We start from the raw sequence: 22419 nt of genomic DNA on the forward strand, positions 1-22419 counted from the left end.
CCCCCCGGACATCCGCACGCCTCAAAGCCCTCGCCGATCAAGCTCTTGCGCTGTTCAAGGAGGATGCCCATGTCGAGCGACACTCGGGGACCTGTCCCCGCTGCCCGGCCGGTGATCGGTGAGGAAGAGATCGAAGCGGTGGTGCGCGTACTGCGCAGCGGCCGCGTGGTCCAGGGGCCGGAGGTGGCCGCCTTCGAGGAGGGCTTCTCGGAGCTGGTCGACGGACGCCACTGCGTCGCCGTCAACTCCGGCACCTCCGCGCTGCACCTCCTGCTGCTCGCTCTGGGCATCGGCCCCGGCGACGAGGTCGTCGTCCCGTCGTTCTCCTTCGCCGCCTCGGCCAACGCGGTGCGTCTGACCGGGGCCGACGTCGTCTTCGCCGACATCGAGCCCGGGAGCTTCGGTCTGGACCCGGCCGCCGTCGAGGCCGCCATCACCCCGCGCACCGCCGCGATCATGCCCGTTCATCTCTACGGGCACCCGGCGGCGATGGACGCGCTGATGGCGATCGCGACCAAGCACGGCCTCGCCGTCGTCGAGGACGCCTGCCAGGCACACGCCGCGGCCCTGAACGGCACGCCCGTCGGCGCCTTCGGATCCGGCGGCACGTTCAGCTTCTACCCGACCAAGAACATGCACTCGCTCGAGGGCGGCATGATCACCACCGCCGACGCCGAGGTCGCGCGGACCCTGCGGCTGCTGCGCAACCAGGGCATGGAGCAGCGGTACGCCAACGAGATCGTCGGCGCCAACATGCGGATGACGGACGTCTCGGCCGCCGTCGGCCGCGTACAGCTCGGAAAGGTGCTCGGCTGGACCGAGCAGCGCCGTGCCAACGCCGCTTACCTCGACCGGCACATCACCGCGGCCAATGTGACGGTCCCGCCCGTCGCCGAAGGTGCACGCCACGTTTACCACCAGTACACCGTCCGGGTGCATGGTGACCGGGACGCCGCCATGGCCAGACTGAACGAGGCGGGTATCGGCAACGCCGTGTACTACCCGACCCCGATCCACCGGCTGAAGCCGTACTGGGAGCCCGACCAGAAGGCCGGCCGCAACTGGGATCTTCCGGAGACCGAGCGCGCCGCCGCCGAGGTCGTCTCGCTGCCCGTACATCCGTCGCTTTCGCCGGACGACCTGGACCGTATTGTCGCGGCCGTGAACTCGCTGGGAGAAATACAGTGACCGCAGGACTGAGAGCCGGGCTGATCGGTCTCGGCTCCATGGGCCGCCACCACGCCCGCGTGCTGGCCGGTCTGGAGAACGTGACGCTGGTCGGCGTGGTCGACCCGATGGGCGACAAGAACGGATGGGCCCAGGGCGCTCCGGTGCTGTCCACCGTCGAGGAACTGATCGCGCTCGGCATCGACTACGCCGTGGTGGCCTGCCCCACCGCGCTGCACGAGGAAGTCGGCCTGCAGCTCGCCGAGGCCGGCGTCTGCGCCCTGATCGAGAAGCCGGTCGCCGACACGGTCGAACGGGCCCGCCGTCTGGTCGAGGCCTTCGAGTCCCGTGGTCTGGTCGCGGGCGTCGGGCACATCGAGCGCTGCAACCCGGCGCTGCGCTCCCTGCGTACCCGTCTGGAGGCGGGCGAGCTGGGCGAGGTCTTCCAGGTGGTCACCCGCCGGCAGGGCCCGTTCCCGCACCGCATAGCCGACGTGGGCGTCGTCAAGGACCTCGCCACGCACGACATCGACCTGACCAGCTGGGTGACGGGCCAGAGCTATGTCTCGGTCGCGGCCCACACCGCCCACAAGAGCGGCCGGCCGCACGAGGACATGGTGTCCGTCGCCGGTCTGCTCAGCGACGGCAGCATGGTCAACCACCTCGTCAACTGGCTGAGCCCGCTCAAGGAGCGCTTCACCTCCGTCACCGGCGAGCGCGGCACCTTCATCGCCGACACTCTCACCGCCGACCTGACCTTCCACTCGAACGCCGCCGTGGCCACCGAGTGGGAGGCTCTCCAGGCCTTCCGCGGCGTCTCCGAGGGCGACATGATCCGGTACGCCATCCCCAAGCGCGAACCGCTGCTGGTCGAGCACGAGCTCTTCCGCGACGCGGTGCTCGGCGTCTCGCAGGACATCTGCACGCTGCGGGAGGGGCTTCGTACGGTCGAGGTCGCCGCCGCAATCCTGGAATCCGCGCGCAGCGGACTCACCGTCACCACCTCCACGGGAGAACTGGCCGCTCATGGCGTCTGAGAACAACCCCGCACCGCGGGCCGGAACCCGCGGGCGAATCGTCATGCTGGTCGACAACGGCGTGAACGGTGACTCCCGGGTACAGAAGGAATCACGCTCGGCCGCCGAAGCCGGCTGGGACGTGATCCTGCTCGGCAAGTCGCCCGGCAAGACGGAACAGCACTGGATGATCGGCGACGCCCAGGTCCGGCTGCTCAAGGTCCCGAACCCGATGCAGCGGCGCCGGCACGAGTACCGGCGCGCCCCGCTGCGCTCCCCCCTGGCCTACCGCCCGGGACCGCTCGCCGCCTATCGCAAGCAGAAGATGAAGGCGTGGCGGGCCGACCTGAACATCCGTCTCATCGAGGCGGGCGCCAAGGGGGCGGCACTGTCGAAGGCCAGGCTGCTCCCGGAGCGGCTCCGCGCGAAGGTGGTCAGCCGCTGGGTCGGCGTGCGTCTGCGGCGTACGCATGCCCTGGAGCAGCGGCGCAAGCGGATGGACTCCCCGCTCGACCGGTTCACCACGGCGTTCTGGCAGCGCATGCTGGGGCGGCGGGCCTGGCGGAAGCTCGACCCCTACCTGCTCGACCTCGATCTCGCCTACGGCAAGGTGATCGACGAGCTGAAGCCCGATCTGATCCACGCCAATGACTTCCGCATGCTGGGCGTCGGCGCACGGGCCGTGCTGCGGGCCCGCGCCGCGAAGCGGGACGTCAAGCTCGTGTGGGACGCGCACGAGTTCCTGCCCGGCATCAAGCCGTGGGATCCGCACCCCCGTTGGCACGTAGCCCAGTGCCTGCACGAGCTGGCGTACTCCAAGTACGCCGACGCGGTGACCACCGTCTCGGCGACCCTCGCGGACATGCTGGCCGAGCGGCACGGACTGGCGACGACGCCCTCGGTCGTGCTGAACGCCCCCGACGCGGAGATCTCGCCCGAGCAGGCCGCGGAGCCGGTGCCGGATCTGCGCGAGCTGTGCGGGATCGGCCCGGACGTTCCGCTGTCCGTCTACAGCGGTGCGGCGGCCCCGCAGCGCGGCCTCGGCATCATGGTCGAGTCGCTGCCGAACCTGCCCGGACTGCATGTGGCGTTCATCGTGCTGCGGCCGAAGTCGCCGTACATGACGGAACTGGCGGAGCGCGCCGAGGAGCTCGGTGTCTCCGATCGCGTGCACATCCTGCCCTACGTACCGCACTACCAGGTTGTGCCCTTCCTGGAGAAGGCGGACTTCGGCGTCATCCCGATCCACCACTGGCCGAACCACGAGATCGCTCTGATCACCAAGTTCTTCGAGTACTCGCACGCGCGGTTGCCGCTCGTGGTGAGCGATGTGAAGACGATGGGCGCCATGGCCGCCAAGACCGGTCAGGGCGAGGTCTTCAAGGCCGACGACGTCCAGGACTACATCCGCGCCGTGAAGGCAGTGCTCGCGGAACCGAAGAAGTACCGGGACGTGTACGGCGAACCGGGACTGCTCGACCAGTGGACCTGGGAGGCCCAGGCGGAGGCGCTCGACGAGGTGTACACGAAGCTGCTTCCCGCACGTCCGCGCATATCCGTCGACAGAGCCGCCGAGGTGACCGTGTGACCCTCAGAACCGATGTTCCTGATGTGACGGTCGTCGTGGCCGTGTACAACACCATGCCCTACCTCACCGAGTGCCTCAATTCGCTCATAGGGCAGTCCATCGGTACGGACCGCCTTGAGGTCGTGGCGGTCGACGACGGTTCGACGGACGACAGCGGCGCCGAACTCGACCGGTTCGCCGAGCGCTACCCGAACGTCGTCAAGGTGGTCCACCAGCCCAACTCCGGTGGCCCGGCAGCGCCGAGCAACCGCGCGCTGGAGCTGGCCACCGGCCGGTACGTCTACTTCATCGGCTCCGACGACTACCTCGGCGAGGAAGCGCTGGAGCGGATGGTCGCCTGCGCCGACCGGAACGAGTCGGACGTCGTGGTCGGCAAGATGGTCGGCACCAACGGCCGGTACGTGCGCCAGACGCTCTACCAGGCCAACGACACGGACGTCAGCCTCTACGGGCCGGAGCTGCCGTTCGCGCTGGCCAACACCAAGCTCTTCCGCCGCGAGCTGGTGGAGAAGTACCAGCTGCGCTTCCCGGAGGACCTGCCGGTCGGCAGCGACCAGCCGTTCACCATCGAGGCCTGCTACCGCGCCCGCAGGATATCGGTGGTCGCCGACTACACCTGTTACTACGCGGTGAAGCGCGGCGACGCCAGCAACATCACCTACCGCGCCGATCACCTGGCGCGGCTGCGCTGCACCGCGGCGATCATGGACCACGCGGCCGGGCTGATCGAGGCCGGTCCGAACCGGGACGCCCTCCTCAAACGCCACTTCACCTGGGAGCTGTCCAAGCTCATCCAGGGTGACTTCCCGGCGCTCGACGGGGAGACCCGGCGCGAGGTCTGCGCGGGCATCGCGCGGCTGGCGGACAGCTACCTGACGGACGAGCTGAGCGACTCGCTGCCCGTCAAGCTGCGGGCCAGGCTCCGGCTGGCCCAGAGCGGTGCCACGGACACACTCTGCCGTGCCATCACCGAAGAGACCGAGCACGGCGCACCGCCGTTCCACCTGGAGGACGGCCGCGCGTTCGCGCGGTACCCCGGCTTCCGCGACGCCGGTGCGGAGCTTCCGGACCGCTGCTTCGAGCTGGTCGGCGAGCGCGTCCCGGGGCGGCTCGCGAACAAGACCGAGCTGATCGAGTCCGGTTGGGCACAGGACGGCGACGAACTGTCCTTCACCGCCACGGTACGAATCGGCGTCGTCGGCGACACCGGCTCCGCCGTCGTACGCCTCGCCGAAGGCGCCATGCCCGGCAGCGCCGACAAGGCGCGCGCCCAGCGGCTGCCCGATGACAAGCAACTGCCCCCGGCGCCCGGTGAGTTCCTCCGGGAGGTCGCGGCCGACGGCAACGCCACTGTGCTGTATGCCCGGATCCCGCTGGAGCCGCGCAACTCCAAGCGCGGGGTGCGTGTCTACGTCGACGTAGCCGGATCGACGTACGAGATCCCGGTGCGGGCCGACGGCCGTCCGATGCCGCTGGCGCGGCAGTGGCACAGCGGGGAGGAGCCGTACCGGGCCGCGGCACGTCCCAACAGCAAGGGGCGCGTGGTGGTCGGCACCCGCCCGCTCAACCCGCCCAAGGCATCGCTGGGATCGCGGCTACGAGCCCGGCTGACCGGCGCCAAGTTCTCCAAGAGGAAGTAACCCCCATGAACATCTGCGTAGTAGCCCTCGGCAAGATCGGCCTACCCCTGGCCGTGCAGTTCGCCGCCAAGGGTCACCGGGTGATCGGCGCCGACGTCAACGAGAAGGTCGTCGAGCTGGTCAACGCCGCGGTCGAGCCGTTCCCCGGCGAGCACGACCTCGACGTCAAGCTCAAGGAGACCGTCGGGGCCGGGCTGCTCTCGGCCACGACGGACACCACTGCGGCGGTCGCGCAGTCGGATGCCGTCGTGGTCGTCGTGCCGCTGTTCGTGGACGCCGACGGCGTGCCGGACTTCGGCTGGATGGACGCGGCGACCAGGGCGATCGCGGCCGGTCTGCGACCGGGCACGCTCGTCTCGTACGAGACCACGCTCCCCGTCGGCACCACCCGCGATCGCTGGGCGCCGATGCTGGCCGAGCACTCGGGCCTGACCGCGGGGGACGACTTCCACCTGGTCTTCTCCCCCGAGCGGGTACTCACCGGCCGCGTCTTCGCCGACCTGCGCCGCTACCCGAAGCTGGTCGGCGGCATCGACGAGGCGTCCACACGGCGGGGTGTGGAGTTCTACGAGCAGGTGCTCGACTTCGACGCGCGCGAGGACCTGCCGCGCCCCAACGGCGTATGGGACCTGGGCACTTCGGAGGCTTCCGAAATGGCCAAGCTCGCCGAGACGACGTATCGCGATGTCAACATCGGCCTGGCGAACCAGTTCGCCCGCTTCGCCGACAAGACCGGCATCGACGTCAAGAAGGTCATCGAGGCCTGCAACTCGCAGCCGTACAGCCACATCCACCAGCCCGGGATCGCTGTCGGCGGCCACTGCATTCCGATCTATCCGCGGATGTACCTGTGGAACGACCCGGAGGCGACCGTCGTGCGCGCGGCGCGCGAAGCCAACGTCGCGATGCCGTCGTACGCCGTGGATCTCCTTGCGGCGGCCTACGGTGACCTGGACGGTGTGAAGGTGCTCGTCCTGGGCGCGGCCTACCGTGGCAACGTCAAGGAGACGGCCTTCTCCGGCGTCTACGGTACGGTCGAGGCGCTCAAGGCCCGCGGCGCGGTGCCGTACGTCTGCGACCCGCTGTACACGGCCGAGGAGCTGACCGCCCACGGCCTGCCGCCGCACGCCGGCGAGACCGTCACCGCCGCGATCCTGCAGGCCGACCACGCCGAGTACCGCGAACTGGCCGCGGCCGACCTGCCGGACGTGCGCGTCCTGGTCGACGGCCGCCGCACGACGGACCCGGCTCGTTGGGAAGGCGTCCGCCGCGTCGTCATCGGCGGCTGATCCGCCGTACGCGCGCCGAGGGACCCGGTCGATCGCGTCGGCCGGGTCTCTCGGGCGTTTCGGGGATCTACCGCTCGGCGGATGCGACCTCGACGAGGGTGGCCGGGCCGGTCTCGCGGTAGCGCGCACCGGTCTGCGGGCACTCCCACACCCCGGGCTCGTCCGCGGACTCCACCAGCTTCACACCGGCGCGGCCGACCCAGCCGACCTGCCGGGCCGGAACACCGACGACGAGTGCGAAGTCGGGCACGTCCTTGGTCACCACGGCGCCGGCCGCCACCATGGCCCAGCGGCCGATCCGGACCGGGGCCACCGCGACGGAACGCGCGCCCAGCGAGGCACCCTCGGCGATCTTCACGCCGACGGCCTCCCAGTCACCGCCGCGCTTCTGCTTGCCGTCCGGGTCGACCGAACGCGGATTGTGGTCGTTGGTGAGCACCACCGCCGGGCCGATGAAGACGCCGTCGGCGAGTTCGGCCGGCTCGTACACCAGCGCATAGTTCTGGATCTTGACGTTGTCACCGATCCGGACGCCCGTACCGACGTACGCGCCGCGGCCGACCACGCAGCCCTCGCCGAGCCGGGCCTGCTCGCGGATCTGGGCGAGTTCCCAGACACTGCTGCCTGCCCCGATCTCGGCGGTCTCGTCGACCTGGGCGGTGGGCTGGACCCTGTAGTTCACGATGTGTCTGCCTCTCGGAGTGCGTGCTCGACCGGTGAGCTTACTTTCCGGTCCGCGCCCAGCAGCAGCTGGTCGTAGTCGTCCCGCACGGTCTCCCAGTCCCAGGTGGACAGGGCGTGCCGGGACGCGGCGAGACCTGCAGCGGACCGGATCTCCTCGGACGCGGTGACGGCGAGAATGCGCTCGGCCGCCTGCTGAGGGGTGGTGACGAGCCAGTCCTCGGGGAAGAGAGTGCGCGCGCTGTGCGGCCGCCCGGCCACGAACGGCCAGTCCCGGACCACCGGCACCGAACCGGCCGCCGCGCCCTCCATGAGCCCCACGTGGCAGCCCTCCCGCACCGAACTGCTCAGGATCACCCCGGCCCCGGCGAGCACGCCGGGCACGTCGTTGGTCGGTCCGAGCCGGTGTACGGCGCCGATCGGCTCCAGCTCGGCGAGATCCTTCTCCAGCGCCGCGTGATAGGCCGTCGCGGCCGCGCTCGCTCCCGGTTTGAGGCCGTCGCCGACCATCACGAGGCGGTACCGCTCGTCCCGGCTGCGCAGCAGACGGAGCACATCCAGCGCCCAGCGCGGGTCCTTGGCAATCTGTCCGATGCCCACGAGAGCCACGGTGAACCGCACGTCACCCTGCTTCGGCCGGTCGAAGCGCCGCAGATCCAGCGCGTTGTGCAGGAAGTGGAGCCGGGGCGCGTCGGCGTCGAGCAGGCGCGGTACGGCAGCGGTGGTCAACTCCCGCATGTGCTCGGCGATGAAGACGACATCGTCGACCCGGGAGAAGTCCATGATGTGCGGCCAGTACGTGAACGACTCGTACTTGTGGAGCCGCACCACGATCCGGGTGGCGCCCGGATCGACGAGCGTCATGAACGCCGCAGCCGCTGAGCACCACTCGACGAACACGGTGTCGGCCCAGTCCAGATGAGGACGGAGCGCTGCTTCGACTTTTGCGCCGTACGAGGCCTGGCCGCCGAGCGGCAGCTCGATCATCCGCTGCAGCCCCTTGGCCAGTGGCGCCAGAACGGGATCGGCGGCCAGGTCCAGGGTGCGGAGCTCGACACCGGGATGCTGTGCGTAACGTTCGGTGAGCAGCCCGAGAAAGTTGGCATTGCCCCGGGTCACCACCAGCAGGCGCAGCGGCCGGTCCGTCGGCGCAGCAGTGGCCGGTGTCTTGCGGCCGCGCGGCGCGGCTGTCGCGCGGCCGGTGGCACTGGCGCGTAGCCGGGCCGTGAAGCCGCCCGGATCGTCCGACAGGGGCGAGTGGAGCCGGTCTATGTGCGGGACCCGGTGGAACGCCAGCTGGAGGGCGCTGGCGAAGGATGCGGCGGCTTCCTTCTTCCGGCCCGCCTTCAGATGCGCGTCCGCGCAGGCCAGCTCGGCTCCGTACGCCTGGACGAGATGGCGTGGGACCAGCCCCCGGGACAGCTGCGCATCGGCCGCCGCGCCGAGCAGGTCCGCCTTGAGCCTGCGGTCACGGACCCGGTGGGCGGTGACCCCCAGGATGCGCTCGGCCAGGAACGGCCGGTCGGTACGGGCCATCCGCGCGGTCGCCCGGCGGGCGACCTTGGCCAGGAATTCATCGGGGATCTGCGGTGTCGACACGTTGTGGCTCCACGGTTGGGGCAGGAACTCGGACCGTACGGCCTATCGGGAACCGGCGAAAGTCCTGAACGCTCTCTGCGATCAGGGAAATCCCCAGTGTCACCGGAACCCACATGAGCACTCCGAGCCGATCAGCCTCCTGGACCAGCGGATGAGCCGCGACCTGAGCGACGCCGGTCAGTGCCACCGCACAGGCGAGCGGGCCGAGGACGCCGCCGCGACGGATCAGCACCCAGAGCGAGACCACCAGGGCCACCAGGAAGAACGGCATCGCGGCTTGCTCTGCGAACCAGTGGCTCCAGTACTGCAGATTGAGGTCGGTCAGCCGGGCCCACGGGTCGGGCACGTCCGGCGAGCGGAAATGACGAGTGAAGGTGTCCTGGAGCGTGACCTCGGAGGACGGCAGGCCGAGCAGGTTCATGGCCAGCTGCACGACGACGGCGCATCCGGTGGCCGCACCGGCGAGGAGGAGATCGTGCCGGGAGCGGCGCAGGAGCCAGGAGGTGAGCGCCGCGGCCGCGATCAGGGCGGCCAGCAGCAGAGCCGTCGAGTAGCGCGTCACCGCGCACGCGGCAAGGGCGCCGGTGAACAGCAGCACACCGGACAGCCGCCTGCCGCGCGCCATCAGGACACCACCCCACACCGCCCCGAGCGCACAGACCGTGACCAGCCCCTCGCTCAGCGCCTGCAGGCTCCACCAGCCGAGTGGCGAGACGAGAAAAGCGATCTGCCCGACGACGGCCGGCACGTGGCCGAGACCCGCGCTCCGCAGCAGTCCGCGCACCATCAGGGAACCGGCCAGGGCCAGTACGAGGCCCAGGGTGCGCATCCCGTCCAGCACGCCGAGAGCGCCGATGAAAGGAGCGGCGAGCATCGGATACCCGGGCCGGGTCGAGAAGATCGACTGGTAGCGGTCGTCCGCCGTGGTGATGTCGGTGGCGTCCGACCACCGGGCCAGGCAGGCGGCGGAGCCCGATGCCCCGGTGTCGGCCGCGTCGGCGGAATCGGCCAGCGGATCCAGGGACCTGGTCTCCGCGGCCGCGTCGGCGCGACTCGTGCAGAACGCCTTGAGCGCGATCTGGTGCGCCTCCTCGCGCGTGGCGCCGAGCTGCTGCTCCGCGGCGCGTGCGTAACGGTACGAGTCCGGGAAAAGGGTCCACGAGGAACCGGCGGTCAGCTGCGTCAGCGCGTAGATGGAACAGACCAGAAGGGGCAACAGCCAGGTGCGGCCGAGCAGGGCGGAGCGCAGCATCTACGGCCTCGAAAATACGAAAGAATGATCAAAACCGACAAACTAGCACGCTGCCGACCCGGTGCTTCGGCTGGTGGGGAGGCTCCACGGGTGGGCCCGCGGAGCCTGGCGACGACCCGGCGGAAGCCGGCCGACAGGCCCGAGGGTCCCGGTTTGACCCGCAAGTGTGCGGCCCCGTAGCCTTGCACCTCGGCGTGTTTCCATGCGCGCCCACCCCTGAGCACATCCCTCATGGCGGATCCGTCCGCCAGGAGAGGCCGCTCATCCTTCCGGATCGTCGCAGGTTTCGGCCTGTGCGAGCGGCTGGCATCAGGGGACCCGTTCCGAGTGAGAGAGAGATCCGCGTGTACGCCATCGTGCGCAGCGGTGGCCGCCAGCACAAGGTTGCTGTCGGTGACATCGTTGAGGTTGACAAGATTTCCACTGCCAAGGTTGGCGACACGGTCGAGCTCTCGACCCTGCTCGTGGTCGACGGCGACGCCGTGACCAGCGACCCGTGGGTGCTTGCCGGGATCAAGGTCCAGGCCGAGGTCGTGGACCACCACAAGGGCGCGAAGATCGACATCCTTCGCTACAAGAACAAGACCGGCTACCGCCGTCGCCAGGGTCACCGTCAGCAGTACACGGCGATCAAGGTCACCGGTATCCCCGCGGCTGCGAAGTAAGGGACTGAGGAGACATGGCACACAAGAAGGGCGCATCGTCCACCCGGAACGGGCGCGATTCCAACGCTCAGCGGCTCGGCGTCAAGCGCTTCGGCGGCCAGGCCGTCAACGCCGGTGAGATCCTGGTCCGCCAGCGCGGCACCCACTTCCACCCGGGCACGGGCGTCGGCCGTGGCGGCGACGACACGCTGTTCGCGCTCGCCGCTGGTGCGGTGCAGTTCGGCACCCACCGTGGCCGCAAGGTCGTGAACATCGTTCCGATCGCCGAGTAATTTCGGCGCTCGTCGAGCGGTTTCTGCGGAGGCGGACCTCACTTCCCGTACGGGAAGCGGGTCCGCCTTTCGCGTGTTTCTCCTGTGAGAGACAACTTCTGTCCCCAGCGGGACACCATGAGCTTTGAGTCATTTCTGCATGTACGTAACTGGAGGTTTCCACCATGACCACCTTCGTGGACCGCGTCGAGCTGCATGCCGCCGCGGGTAACGGAGGTCACGGCTGTGCCTCCGTTCACCGTGAGAAGTTCAAGCCGCTCGGCGGTCCTGACGGCGGCAACGGCGGCCGTGGCGGCGATGTGACCCTGGTCGTCGACCAGGACGTCACCACGCTTCTCGACTACCACCACAGCCCTCACCGCAAGGCCACCAACGGTCAGCCCGGTGCGGGCGACAACCGTTCCGGCAAGGACGGCCAGGACCTGATCCTGCCTGTTCCCGACGGCACGGTCGTCCTCGACAAGGACGGCAATGTGCTCGCCGACCTGGTCGGCCAGGGCACCACGTTCGTGGCCGGACAGGGCGGCCGTGGCGGCCTCGGCAACGCCGCACTGGCCTCCGCCCGCCGCAAGGCCCCCGGCTTCGCGCTGCTCGGCGAGCCGGGCGAGTCCCGGGACATCGTCCTGGAGCTCAAGACCGTCGCAGACGTCGCACTGGTGGGATACCCGAGCGCGGGCAAGTCCTCGCTCATCTCCGTCCTGTCCGCGGCCAAGCCGAAGATCGCCGACTACCCGTTCACCACGCTCGTCCCGAACCTGGGTGTCGTCACCGCGGGCGGCACCGTCTACACCATCGCCGACGTCCCCGGGCTGATCCCGGGCGCCAGCCAGGGCAAGGGCCTCGGCCTGGAGTTCCTGCGGCACGTCGAGCGCTGCTCGGTTCTCGTGCACGTACTGGACACTGCGACGCTGGAGTCCGACCGCGACCCGGTCTCCGACCTCGACATCATCGAGGAGGAGCTGAAGCAGTACGGCGGACTGGACGACCGGCCCCGCATCGTCGTCCTCAACAAGATCGACATCCCGGATGGCCAGGATCTCGCCGACATGATCCGCCCGGAGCTCGAGGAGCGCGGCTACCGTGTCTTCGAGGTGTCCGCCGTCGCACGCATCGGCCTGAAGGAGCTCTCCTTCGCGCTCGCCGGTGTGATCGCCGAGGCGCGCGCCGCCAAGCCGGTGGAAGAGGCGACCCGCATCGTCATCCGCCCGAAGGCCGTGGACGACGCGGGCTTCACCGTCACGCTGGAGGAGGACGGCATCTACCGGGTGCGCGGCGAGAAGCCGGAGCGCTGGGTCCGCCAGACCGACTTCAACAACGACGAGGCCGTCGGCTATCTCGCCGACCGGCTCAACCGGCTCGGGGTCGAGGACGAGCTGATGAAGGCCGGTGCCCGGGCGGGCGACGGCGTGGCCATCGGCGCCGAGGACAACGCGGTCGTCTTCGACTGGGAGCCGACCATGGCGGCGGGCGCGGAGATGCTCGGCCGGCGCGGTGAGGACCACCGCCTCGAAGCCCCCCGCCCGGCGGCCCAGCGCCGTCGCGACCGCGAGGCGGAGCGTGACGAGGCGCAGCGCGAGTTCGACGAGTTCGACCCGTTCTAGGGCGTTTTTCGAAAGCAGCGTCGTCCGCCGGTAGGGCGGGCCCGGCGGCGTCTGGTGCGTGCGATCGCACGCTCTGGGTGATGCTCCTCATGGGGCAGGCATTGCCGGTCACGGCACTGAAAGGTTCGACCCCGGAAGGGTTCGACGAGTTCAGCCCGTCCCCGGGCGGCGGGTTCAGTCCGCTCCCGGACGGGTCACGCGGGTTGTGGCGGGTCGCGGTGGAAGGTCTGCACCGACGGCCCGCCCCTGCGGTGCCCCTGCACCCGGAGTCGCCGCCCGTCGCGGCCAGGAATCTCGCTCACGGGTGGTTCATACCGCCCAACCGTGTGGTGTCGGTCACCCGGCAGGGCGGCGTCGATTCCGGTATTCGCCCTGATCGCAAGGCAACGGCAGGTGTCCGGGGGGCATTCGGGAGCCGACGTCCACCTTGCGAGACGGTAACGGAGAGTGCAACCATCGCTCTGTCTCCCAGCCCTCGCAAGGTAGGTCGTCTGTGTCTGCTCAGCACATAGCTAAAGCCCGAACCACAGCAGTCGTGCTCGCCGGCGGTACCGGCCAGCGCGTGGGGCTGTCGATCCCCAAGCAGCTGCTGAAGATCGCAGGCAAGGCTGTCATCGAGCACACGCTGTCGATCTTCCAGCAGGCCGACTCCATCGACGACATCATCGTTCTGATGGCACCGGGCTATGTGCCCGACGTCGAGAAGATCATCGCCAAGGCCGGCCTGACCAAGGTCACCAAGGTGATCGAGGGCGGTACCACGCGCAACGAGACCACTGAGCGCGCCATCGCGGCCCTCGGCGAGGGTCTGGCGGAGGGCGAGGACCGCAACGTCCTCTTCCACGACGCCGTGCGCCCCCTGCTGTCGCAGCGTGTCATCCAGGACTGCGTGGACGCCCTGGACCGCTACCAGGCCGTCGACGTCGCCATCCCGTCCGCGGACACGATCATCGTGACCCGCACCCACGGCGGTGACGGCGAGTTCATCACCGACGTGCCCGACCGGTCCCGGCTGCGCCGTGGCCAGACGCCGCAGGCCTTCAAGCTCTCCACGATCCGCCGCGCCTACGAGGTCGCCGCGGGCGACCCGAACTTCCAGGCCACCGACGACTGCTCGGTCGTGCTGAAGTACCTCCCCGACGTGCCGATCTACGTCGTGGCGGGCGACGAGTACAACATGAAGGTCACCCAGCCGGTCGACGTCTTCATCGCGGACAAGCTCTTCCAGCTGGCCTCCACGGCCGTCCCGCAGCCGGCCGACGACGCCGTCTACCGTGAACAGCTCACCGGCAAGACCCTGGTCGTCTTCGGCGGCTCGTACGGGATCGGCGCGGACATCGCGACGCTCGCCGAGTCCTACGGCGCCAACGTCTATGCCCTGGGCCGCTCCACCACCGGTACGCACGTGGAGAACCCCGAGCACGTCGACGACGCTCTCGCCAAGGCTTACGCGGACACCGGCCGCGTCGACTACGTGATCAACACCGCGGGCGTGCTGCGCATCGGCAAGCTGGCCGAGACGGACAGCGCGACCATCCAGGAAGCGCTGAACGTCAACTACCTGGCGCCCGTCCAGATCGCCCGCGCCTCGTACAAGTACCTCGTGGAGACCAAGGGGCAGCTGCTGCTCTACACCTCCAGCAGCTACACCCGCGGACGCGCGGAGTACAGCCTCTATTCGTCGACCAAGGCCGCCATGGTCAATCTGACCCAGGCGCTCTCGGACGAGTGGGCGGGCGATGGTGTGCGGGTGAACTGCGTGAACCCCGAGCGCACCGCGACACCGATGCGCACCAAGGCGTTCGGCGAAGAGCCCGCGGGTACGCTGCTTTCCTCCGAGGCGGTCGCCCGCACCTCGCTCGACGTCCTGCTCTCCGAGATGACCGGCCACGTGATCGACGTACGTCAGCAGGACCCGACCCGTGGTGCGTCCGAGGCATCCGGCTTCGAACAGGCACTTGCCGCTGTCCTTGATCGACAGGCGGATGTGTAATACTGCTTGACAATTGACTATTCGGACCTCTGCTGTCGCCCGCGCGAACCGCAGGGGTCCGAATTCGTGAAGGTCTTCTTCACATTTCCCTCGTAAGGTAAAAAAAGTCGGCACCCTTGTCGGAAGCGGTACTTCGTGATTTCGAAAGCCATTCGCTTGGCCCGTGTGGGTAGCGGTTCGGAGCTGGCCGCCGCGCTCTCCATGGCTCTGGGGTTCCCGTGCATAATGCTCGCGGCGATAATCCCCAATCTGTGGTTCTTCATCGTGGCAGCAGCGGTGACATACCTGGCCGACCGGTATCTGCACCATTGCGGCAGCTACCTGATCAACCGCCTGACCGCCGTCCGAGCCGGGCTCTCGATCCGCTTCCTGGTGCGCCAGCTGCTGTTGATCCTGCTGCTCTCCCGCATGGGATACGGCGAGATGACGCTCTTCTACGTGACGATCGCCTGCCTGCTGGTCTTCTACGGTCTCCAGGCGCCGCAGGGCGCGATGGTCACCCTCATCCGGCTGCGCCGCAAGCTTCCGGTGGTGACCCGCAACGTCGACCTCGAAGCCGCGCGGGTTCCGGACGCCCCGCCGTTGCTGCTGACGAACCGGGCTGCGGAGAAGATGCTGCATCTGGACGTCTTCGCGATGGTGGGCGTCCTGGCCGCGATCGAGACCGGTAGGCACGGGCTCGCTTACGTGGGACTCGCGCTCACGCTCGTCCTCGCGGTCGGCTATCTGGCAGCGCTCCTTCCGCATGTCCGGCCGAGCCGCCTCGCGCCGCCCGACGCCAAGGTGCTCAAGGCCGTGGGCGACTGGCTCGGTGAGTACCAGCCGACAGTGATGCTGTACTTCTCCGGCTCGAAGGAATCGGCCTACCAGGTCAATATGTGGCTGGAAACGATGGGGCAGCTCGGCGGCCGGCCGCTCATCCTGCTGCGGGAGCGCGTCATGGTCCCGCAGCTGAACACGACCTCGGTGCCGGTGCTCTGCGTACCCGGTGGCGTGCACCTGATGAACCTGAACCTGTCGTCGGTGCGGGTCGCGCTGTACGCCGCCAACGTCGGCAAGAACATCCACCTGCTGCGGGTGCCGACCATGAAGCACGTCTTCATCGGCCACGGCGACAGCGACAAGCTCGCCAGCGTCAACCCGTTCAGCAAGGTCTACGACGAGGTGTGGACCGCGGGCCGGGCCGGCCGTGACCGTTACGCGCTGGCCGATGTCGGCGTACGGGACGAGGACATCGTCGAGGTGGGCCGTCCCCAGCTGGCCACCATCAAGCCGTGGACCGGCGCGCCGAAGAACCCGATCCCGACCGTGCTGTACGCGCCCACCTGGGAGGGCTGGGACGACAACCCGGGGAACACCTCACTGCTGCTGGCCGGCGAGAACATCGTCCGTCGGCTGCTGGAGGCCGAGCCGCCGGTCCGGCTGCTGTACAAGCCGCATCCCTTCACCGGTACCCGCAGCCGCGCGGCCAAGGCCGTGCATCTGCGCATCACCGCGATGATCGAGGAGGCCGCCGCCAAGCGGGCCACCGACCCGCGCTGGGCGACGGAATCGGCCGCCCTGCAGGGTGAGCGCGCCGCGGCGCAGTCCGAGCTGGCCCGCATCGAGGCGCAGCTGGCCGCGGAGCCGAGCGGCGGCCGGGTGGCCCGGGACGAGGCGGAGCTCTCCAGGGACACGCTCGCGGACCCGGCGCGCGAGGCCGAGACGGCGAAGCTGAAGGACGAGTGGAACGCCGCGTTCTGGCGCTCGCTGGGCTGGTGGGAGCACAAGGTCATCTCCGGCTCCCAGATGCGTCTGTACGACTGCTTCAACGAGTCGGACGCCATGGTCTCGGACATCTCCAGCGTGGTGTCCGACTTCATCGCGAGCGGCAAGCCGTACGCGGTCACGGACTCGGCCGAGCTGGGCGAGGACGAGTTCCGTCGGCAGAACACCGCGGTGCGTGCCGCAGTGGTCCTCTCCAACGCGGCGACCGAGCTGGATGCCCTGCTCGACGCAGTGGTCGACGAGAGCACGGACGCGCTGGCGGACGCCCGGCGCGAGCTGAAGCAGTATCTGCTCGGCCCGGACGAGCCCACGTCCATCGTGCAGTTCGACGCGGCCGTGACGGCGCTCGCCGCCAAGTCGGAGGCGCGGAACACCGGTGTGGCGATCAGGCTGGGCGAGCCCGTGAACGGCTGAAAATCGCCGCAACCTATACAGGTTCACCAAGGCCCGGTAAAGACCCTGAGGGGAACTGCCGGGCCTTTGTGATGAGCATCACCATTCGCACGTTGGGCGTCGGGCAACCAATGGATGGCGTCGACTGTCTTCTGTGGGTGTGAACGAGATGCAAATTCCTGACGTGACGGTGATCATCGGAGCGTACGAGGCAATGCCCTACCTCGTCCGCTGTCTCGAATCCGTGGAGTCCCAGACCATCGGTGCCGGCCGGGTCGAAATTGTGGCGGTCGACGACGGCTCGACCGATGGCACCGGCGAATACCTTGAGGAATTCGCCGCCCGCTCCGCAGTGCCGACGACAGTCGTGCGTCAGGCGAACTCCGGCGGCCCGAGCGGCCCGCGCAACGTGGGTCTCGGCAGGGCGCGCGGCCGCTATGTCTTCTTCCTCGACGCCGACGACTACCTCGGCGACGAGGCCCTGGAGCGGATGGTCGCCACGGCCGACCGGGCCGGCACCGATGTGGTGCTCGGCAAGGTGATCGGCGTCAACCGGGGAGCGCCCCAGTCGATGTGGACCGCCACCAAGGACCGGGTCGACGTATACAACTCCAAGGTCATTTACACGCTGAGCGCGCAGAAGCTCTTCCGGCGGGAACTGCTGGATCGGCTCGCGCTGCGATTCGATGAAGATCTCCGGACCGGCGAGGATGCCCTCTTCACTATGGAGGCCTATCTGCGGGGCGCCGGGATCTCCGTTATCTCCGACTACATCTGCTATTACCTGGTCGGCCGCGACGACGGAAAGCACGTCACCAAGAGCGGCACCTATGAATGGCGCTTCGATTCCATGCGGGCGATGATGGACCTCATTCGCCGGCTCGAACCCGCAGGTCCGAAGCGTGATTTCCTGATGGTCCGGCCTTTCACGGTCGGCATGCTGCAGCAGTTCGGTCCCCGCGTGCTCAAGGAGTCGCCGGAGGTGCGTAGCCACAAGATGGAGCTTGCGGCGCCCCTGATGGACGCGTACTGGAACGACGGTGTGGCCCGGCGGATCAAGGTGGCCGAGCGGCTGCGGCTCGCCTGCGTCGCCAAGGGACGTACCGATCTGCTCATCGACCACCTGGAGTTCCTCCGGGCGAAGACCCTTCCGGACGTGATCCGTTCGCGCGGGCGCGACAAGCTCTATCTCGCGTATCCGCACTTCCGCGACCGGTCGGCCGGGCTCCCCGACTCCGTATTCGAGGTCACCGTGCCCGACTGGCACGGCGGCAAGCGCATCGAGCGGCCCAAGGCCGCGGCGCGCCGGACGTCGCTCTCCCGGCGCGTGGCGCGCCGTATGCGCAGGGACGTGCGGCGCTTGAAGTTGCGCCTGAGCACGGGCTGAACGGCCTCTCCGGCCCGCGGATTTCGCCGAATCGCAGGGGGATTCTCAGTAAAATCGCCCAGAAGGTCGCACCGCGCGACAGGACCGACATCTCACCATGAGGACTGGTCACGTGAAGGCTCTCGTTCTGTCCGGAGGGGCGGGCACCCGCCTCCGTCCCATCACGCACACCTCGGCCAAACAGCTGGTCCCCGTGGCGAACAAGCCGGTGCTCTTCTACGGCCTGGAAGCGATCGCGGAGGCCGGCATCACCGAAGTCGGCATCATCGTGGGCGACACGGCCGAGGAAATCCGCGAGGCGGTCGGCGACGGTTCCCGGTTCGGCCTCGAAGTCACCTATATTCCGCAGGCCGAGCCGCTCGGGCTCGCGCACGCGGTGCTGATCGCCCGTGACTTCCTGGGCGACGACGACTTTGTGATGTACCTCGGTGACAACTTCATCGTCGGCGGGATCGCCGGTCTGGTCGAGGAGTTCCGCGCGGACCGGCCCGAGGCCCAGATCCTGCTGACCCAGGTGCCCAATCCGACCGCGTTCGGTGTCGCCGAACTCGACGGCGACGGCCGGGTGGTGGCCCTGGAGGAGAAGCCGAAGAGGCCCAAGAGCGATCTTGCGCTCGTCGGCGTCTATCTCTTCACACCCGCCATCCATGAGGCGGTGCGCTCGATCCAGCCTTCCTGGCGCGGCGAGCTGGAGATCACGCACGCCATCCAGTGGCTGATCGACCAGCGGCGCGACGTCCGCTCCACCACGATCCGCGGGTACTGGAAGGACACCGGCAATGTCACCGACATGCTGGAGGTCAATCGAACCGTCCTGGAGACCGTCGAGCCGTCCGTCGAGGGCGCCGACGTCGACGACGACAGTGAAATCATCGGCCGGGTCCGGATCGAGACGGGCGCCAAGGTGACCGGCAGCCGGATCGTCGGTCCCGTGATCATCGGTGCGGGATCGGTGATCAGCGACGCGTACGTCGGCCCGTTCACCTCGATCGCGCAGAACTGCCGGATCGAGGACAGCGAGATCGAGTACTCCATCGTTCTGCAGGGCGCCTCCATCGCCGGTGTCCGCCGCGTCGAGGCATCGCTGATCGGCCATGACGTCGAAGTGACCCCCGCGCCCCGATCCCCGTCCGCCCACCGACTCGTGCTCGGCGACCACAGCAAGGTGCAGATCTCTTCATGACGACCAACATCCTGGTGACTGGTGGGGCCGGCTTCATCGGTTCGCACTACGTCCGTACGGTGCTCGGCCCGCAGGGGCCCGGCGATGTCGCCGTCACCGTGCTCGACAAGCTCACCTACGCGGGCAACCCGGCCAATCTCGACGAGGTCCGCGAGCACCCCGGCTTCGCCTTCGTGCAGGGCGACATCTGCGACCCCGAGCTGGTCTCCGAGCTGATGGCCGAGCACGACGAGGTGGTGCACTTCGCCGCCGAGTCGCATGTGGACCGGTCCATCGACGGCGGTGCCGAGTTCGTCCGTACGAATGTGGTGGGCACCCACACCCTGATCCACGCCGCACACCTGGCAGACATCAGGACATTCGTGCACATCTCCACCGACGAGGTCTACGGTTCGATCGACGAGGGCTCCTGGCCCGAGACCGACCCGCTGGCGCCCAACTCGCCGTACTCCGCGGCCAAGGCGTCCAGCGATCTCATCGCCCTCTCGTACCATCGCACCCATGGCCTCGATGTGCGGGTGACCCGTTGTTCCAACAACTACGGGCACCACCACTTCCCCGAGAAGGTCATCCCGCTGTTCGTCACGAACCTGCTGGACGGCCGGACGGTCCCGCTGTACGGAGACGGCGCCAACGTCCGCGACTGGCTGCACATCGACGACCATGTGCAGGGTATCGAGCTGGTCCGTACGAAGGGCCGGGCCGGCGAGGTCTACAACATCGGCGGCGGCACCGAGCTCTCCAACAAGGAGCTCACCGGCCTGCTGCTGGACGCCTGCGGCGCCGACTGGGACACCAGCGTCACCTACGTCGAGGACCGCAAGGGCCACGACCGCCGCTACTCCGTCGACTGCACGAAGATCCGCGAGGAGCTCGGCTACGAGCCCCGCAAGGACTTCCGCACCGGACTCGCGGAAACCGTGCAGTGGTACCGCGACAACCGTGCCTGGTGGGAGCCGCTGAAGAGCCGGGCCGCCCTGTGAGCGCCGCCTGGCTGGTGACCGGAGCAGCCGGGATGCTCGGCCAGGACGTCCTGGCCCGGCTCGCCGGCGAGGGCCTCACCGCGGTCGCCGCCGACCGCGCGGCCATGGACATCACCGACCCCGCCTCGGTGCGGGCGGGCTTCGAGCGGCACCGCCCTGCCGTTGTCGTGAACTGTGCCGCCTGGACCGCCGTCGACGACGCCGAGTCCCAGGAGGACGCGGCGCTGCGGGTCAACGGCACGGGCCCGGAGGTTCTCGCCGCCACCTGCCGCGAGTACGGCACGGTTCTCCTCCAGGTCTCCACCGACTACGTCTTCGCCGGGGACGCCGGGAAGCCGTACTCGGAGGACGCCACGACCGGCCCGCGCAGTGTCTACGGGCGGACCAAACTGGCGGGGGAGCGCGCGGTCCTGGAGACTCTTCCGGACACCGGTTACGTCGTCCGGACCGCCTGGCTGTACGGCGCGGGCGGCCCCAACTTCGTTCGTACGATGATCAAACTGGAGGAGGTCAAGGACACCCTCGACGTGGTCGACGATCAGCGAGGACAGCCCACCTGGACCGCCGACCTGGCAGGCCTGCTGGTCCGGCTCGGGCAGGCCGCCCTGGCAGGGACCGCCCCCGCGGGCGTCTACCACGGCACCAGCAGTGGTGAGACGACCTGGTTCGGCTTCACCCGGGAGATCTTCCGGCTGCTGGGCGCCGACCCGGCACGCGTCCGCCCCACCACCAGCGACGCCTTCGTCCGGCCGGCGCCCCGGCCCGCGTTCAGCGTGCTCGGGCACGACCGCTGGGCGGCGGCCGGAATGGAACCGGTTCGCGACTGGCGAGAGGCGCTGGCGGAGGCATTTCCGGCACTGCTCCGAGCGGAACGCCCTTGATCATCCGATGACCGTATCGATATCTCATCTGATGTATCCCGCTTGTGGGAGACCACAGGTGTTAACACTGGAAGAACGCTTACGCCACAGTGCATTCATAAGGTAACTTCGCCGGGAATCGGACCAGTTGATTTCTGTCGAAGGGCCGCTCCACGTGAACCGCCATGAGTTTCTGCGTCACATGCACCGTGTCTACAGGCCTCGGAACTATCTGGAGATCGGGGTCAACGACGGCAGGAGCCTGGCCCTTTCGCGGGTGCCCTCGGTCGCCGTCGACCCGGCCTTCCGCGTGGTGACGGACATCAGTTGCGACGTCCACCTGGTCAAGGCGACGAGCGACGATTTCTTCGCCCGCAAGGACCCGCTGATCCACCTGCGCAACGGCCGCAACCCGTTCCGCGCACTCGCCCGCCGGGACCCGCTCAATGTGCTCGGCGGGGACCCCAAGCTGGAACTCTCCTTCATCGACGGCATGCATCTCTTCGAGTACGCGTTGCGCGACTTCATGAACGTTGAACGGCATTCCCGCTGGTCGAGCGTGATCGTTCTCGACGACATGCTGCCGCGCAATGTCGACGAGGCGGCCCGGGACCGGCACACCAAATTCTGGACCGGCGATGTCTACAAGGTGGTGCAGGTGCTGCGCCGTTACCGCCCCGACCTGGTGGTCGTCGAGATCGATACGGCACCGACCGGAGTGGTCGCCGTGTTCGGTGCCGATCCCGAGAGCCGCATTCTGAAGAACGCGTACGACAAGATCATCGAGGAATATGTCGTACCCGATCCGCAGGACGTGCCTGAAGAGGTGCTGGTGCGCAAGACCGCAGTCCGGCCCGAGACGCTGCTCGGAGCCGACTTCTGGCCTGAGCTGACCCGGGCCCGCAACCTGCGCCGTCCCCGCTCGGCGTTCACGTCGCTGCGCGGGCGTATCGAGGCCGTCGCGGGCTGACGGCCTCCCCCGCGACAGGGAGTGGGCTCCCGACGATTGGCCGTGAGCCTGCCCGGACGGAGAAGCCCCCGTGATCCCTCCCGGACCACGGGGGCTTTCGCCGCACTGCCGCC

18 protein-coding genes are annotated in these 22419 nt (G+C 68.7%); 15 read left to right on the forward strand and 3 right to left on the reverse strand.

The features are described 5' to 3' along the window. The first annotated feature begins 69 nt into the window (after positions 1–69). From AB0N06_RS21775 to AB0N06_RS21795, 5 genes are read left to right on the forward strand one after another with little or no spacing between them, the layout of a single operon-like run. Positions 70–1188: a DegT/DnrJ/EryC1/StrS family aminotransferase gene (locus tag AB0N06_RS21775; RefSeq protein ID WP_366136335.1), complete on the forward strand. Its 1119-nt coding sequence runs from the start codon at positions 70–72 to the stop codon at positions 1186–1188. Further along, on the forward strand, positions 1185–2204 hold the full coding sequence (locus AB0N06_RS21780) for a Gfo/Idh/MocA family oxidoreductase (protein ID WP_366136336.1): 1020 nt from the start codon (positions 1185–1187) through the stop codon (positions 2202–2204). Before AB0N06_RS21775 ends, AB0N06_RS21780 begins: the two co-directional genes overlap by 4 nt. Then, positions 2194–3771 carry a glycosyltransferase family 4 protein gene (locus AB0N06_RS21785; protein ID WP_366136337.1) on the forward strand — a complete coding sequence of 526 codons (1578 nt, stop codon included), beginning with the start codon at positions 2194–2196 and terminating at the stop codon, positions 3769–3771. Before AB0N06_RS21780 ends, AB0N06_RS21785 begins: the two co-directional genes overlap by 11 nt. After that, entirely contained in the window at positions 3768–5411 is a 1644-nt protein-coding gene (locus tag AB0N06_RS21790) for a glycosyltransferase (protein WP_366136338.1), read from the forward strand. The genes AB0N06_RS21785 and AB0N06_RS21790 overlap by 4 nt, the downstream gene beginning before the upstream one ends. Before the next feature lie 5 nt (positions 5412–5416). Next, the gene (locus tag AB0N06_RS21795; protein WP_366136339.1) at positions 5417–6700 is read left to right on the forward strand and encodes a nucleotide sugar dehydrogenase; all 1284 of its coding nucleotides are present in this window, start codon (positions 5417–5419) and stop codon (positions 6698–6700) included. A 67-nt stretch (positions 6701–6767) separates the two neighbouring features. Here the strand turns inward: AB0N06_RS21795 and AB0N06_RS21800 are convergent, their stop codons facing one another. The 3 genes from AB0N06_RS21800 to AB0N06_RS21810 are packed head-to-tail and all read right to left on the reverse strand — an operon-like array spanning position 6768 to position 10232. Further along, complete coding sequence (locus AB0N06_RS21800; protein ID WP_366136340.1) at positions 6768–7382, reverse strand: acyltransferase; 615 nt, start codon at positions 7380–7382, stop codon at positions 6768–6770. After that, positions 7379–8980 carry a glycosyltransferase gene (locus tag AB0N06_RS21805; RefSeq protein WP_366136341.1) on the reverse strand — a complete coding sequence of 534 codons (1602 nt, stop codon included), beginning with the start codon at positions 8978–8980 and terminating at the stop codon, positions 7379–7381. Before AB0N06_RS21805 ends, AB0N06_RS21800 begins: the two co-directional genes overlap by 4 nt. Then, positions 8955–10232 carry a hypothetical protein gene (locus tag AB0N06_RS21810; protein WP_366136342.1) on the reverse strand — a complete coding sequence of 426 codons (1278 nt, stop codon included), beginning with the start codon at positions 10230–10232 and terminating at the stop codon, positions 8955–8957. Before AB0N06_RS21810 ends, AB0N06_RS21805 begins: the two co-directional genes overlap by 26 nt. Positions 10233–10576: 344 nt before the next feature. Here AB0N06_RS21810 and rplU point away from each other — a divergent pair, with 344 nt between their 5' ends. The 10 genes from rplU (at position 10577) to AB0N06_RS21860 (ending at position 22306) form a co-directional block, all read left to right on the forward strand. After that, positions 10577–10897 carry a 50S ribosomal protein L21 gene (rplU, locus tag AB0N06_RS21815; protein ID WP_042812502.1) on the forward strand — a complete coding sequence of 107 codons (321 nt, stop codon included), beginning with the start codon at positions 10577–10579 and terminating at the stop codon, positions 10895–10897. Between the two features lie 14 nt (positions 10898–10911). Next, positions 10912–11169, forward strand: coding sequence for a 50S ribosomal protein L27 (gene rpmA / locus AB0N06_RS21820; protein ID WP_116211787.1), 258 nt, complete (start codon positions 10912–10914; stop codon positions 11167–11169). Positions 11170–11333: 164 nt separating this feature from the next. Beyond that, the gene (obgE, locus tag AB0N06_RS21825; protein WP_366136343.1) at positions 11334–12770 is read left to right on the forward strand and encodes a GTPase ObgE; all 1437 of its coding nucleotides are present in this window, start codon (positions 11334–11336) and stop codon (positions 12768–12770) included. Between the two features lie 493 nt (positions 12771–13263). Continuing rightward, positions 13264–14763, forward strand: a complete 1500-nt coding sequence (locus AB0N06_RS21830; protein WP_366136344.1) for a bifunctional cytidylyltransferase/SDR family oxidoreductase — start codon at positions 13264–13266, stop codon at positions 14761–14763. Positions 14764–14898: 135 nt separating this feature from the next. Continuing rightward, positions 14899–16944, forward strand: coding sequence for a hypothetical protein (locus tag AB0N06_RS21835; RefSeq protein ID WP_366136345.1), 2046 nt, complete (start codon positions 14899–14901; stop codon positions 16942–16944). A gap of 148 nt (positions 16945–17092) precedes the next feature. Continuing rightward, complete coding sequence (locus AB0N06_RS21840) at positions 17093–18310, forward strand: glycosyltransferase family 2 protein (protein ID WP_366136358.1); 1218 nt, start codon at positions 17093–17095, stop codon at positions 18308–18310. 112 nt (positions 18311–18422) lie between these two features. Then, positions 18423–19493: a glucose-1-phosphate thymidylyltransferase gene (locus tag AB0N06_RS21845; RefSeq protein ID WP_366136346.1), complete on the forward strand. Its 1071-nt coding sequence runs from the start codon at positions 18423–18425 to the stop codon at positions 19491–19493. Then, positions 19490–20476: a dTDP-glucose 4,6-dehydratase gene (gene rfbB / locus AB0N06_RS21850; RefSeq protein WP_366136347.1), complete on the forward strand. Its 987-nt coding sequence runs from the start codon at positions 19490–19492 to the stop codon at positions 20474–20476. Before AB0N06_RS21845 ends, rfbB begins: the two co-directional genes overlap by 4 nt. Then, on the forward strand, positions 20473–21357 hold the full coding sequence (gene rfbD, locus AB0N06_RS21855; protein WP_366136348.1) for a dTDP-4-dehydrorhamnose reductase: 885 nt from the start codon (positions 20473–20475) through the stop codon (positions 21355–21357). The genes rfbB and rfbD overlap by 4 nt, the downstream gene beginning before the upstream one ends. Before the next feature lie 154 nt (positions 21358–21511). Beyond that, positions 21512–22306: a class I SAM-dependent methyltransferase gene (locus AB0N06_RS21860; protein ID WP_366136349.1), complete on the forward strand. Its 795-nt coding sequence runs from the start codon at positions 21512–21514 to the stop codon at positions 22304–22306. Positions 22307–22419: the final 113 nt, after the last annotated feature.

The sequence above is a fragment of the Streptomyces sp. NPDC051020 genome, from assembly GCF_040683105.1.
Taxonomy (GTDB): Bacteria; Actinomycetota; Actinomycetes; order Streptomycetales; family Streptomycetaceae; genus Streptomyces.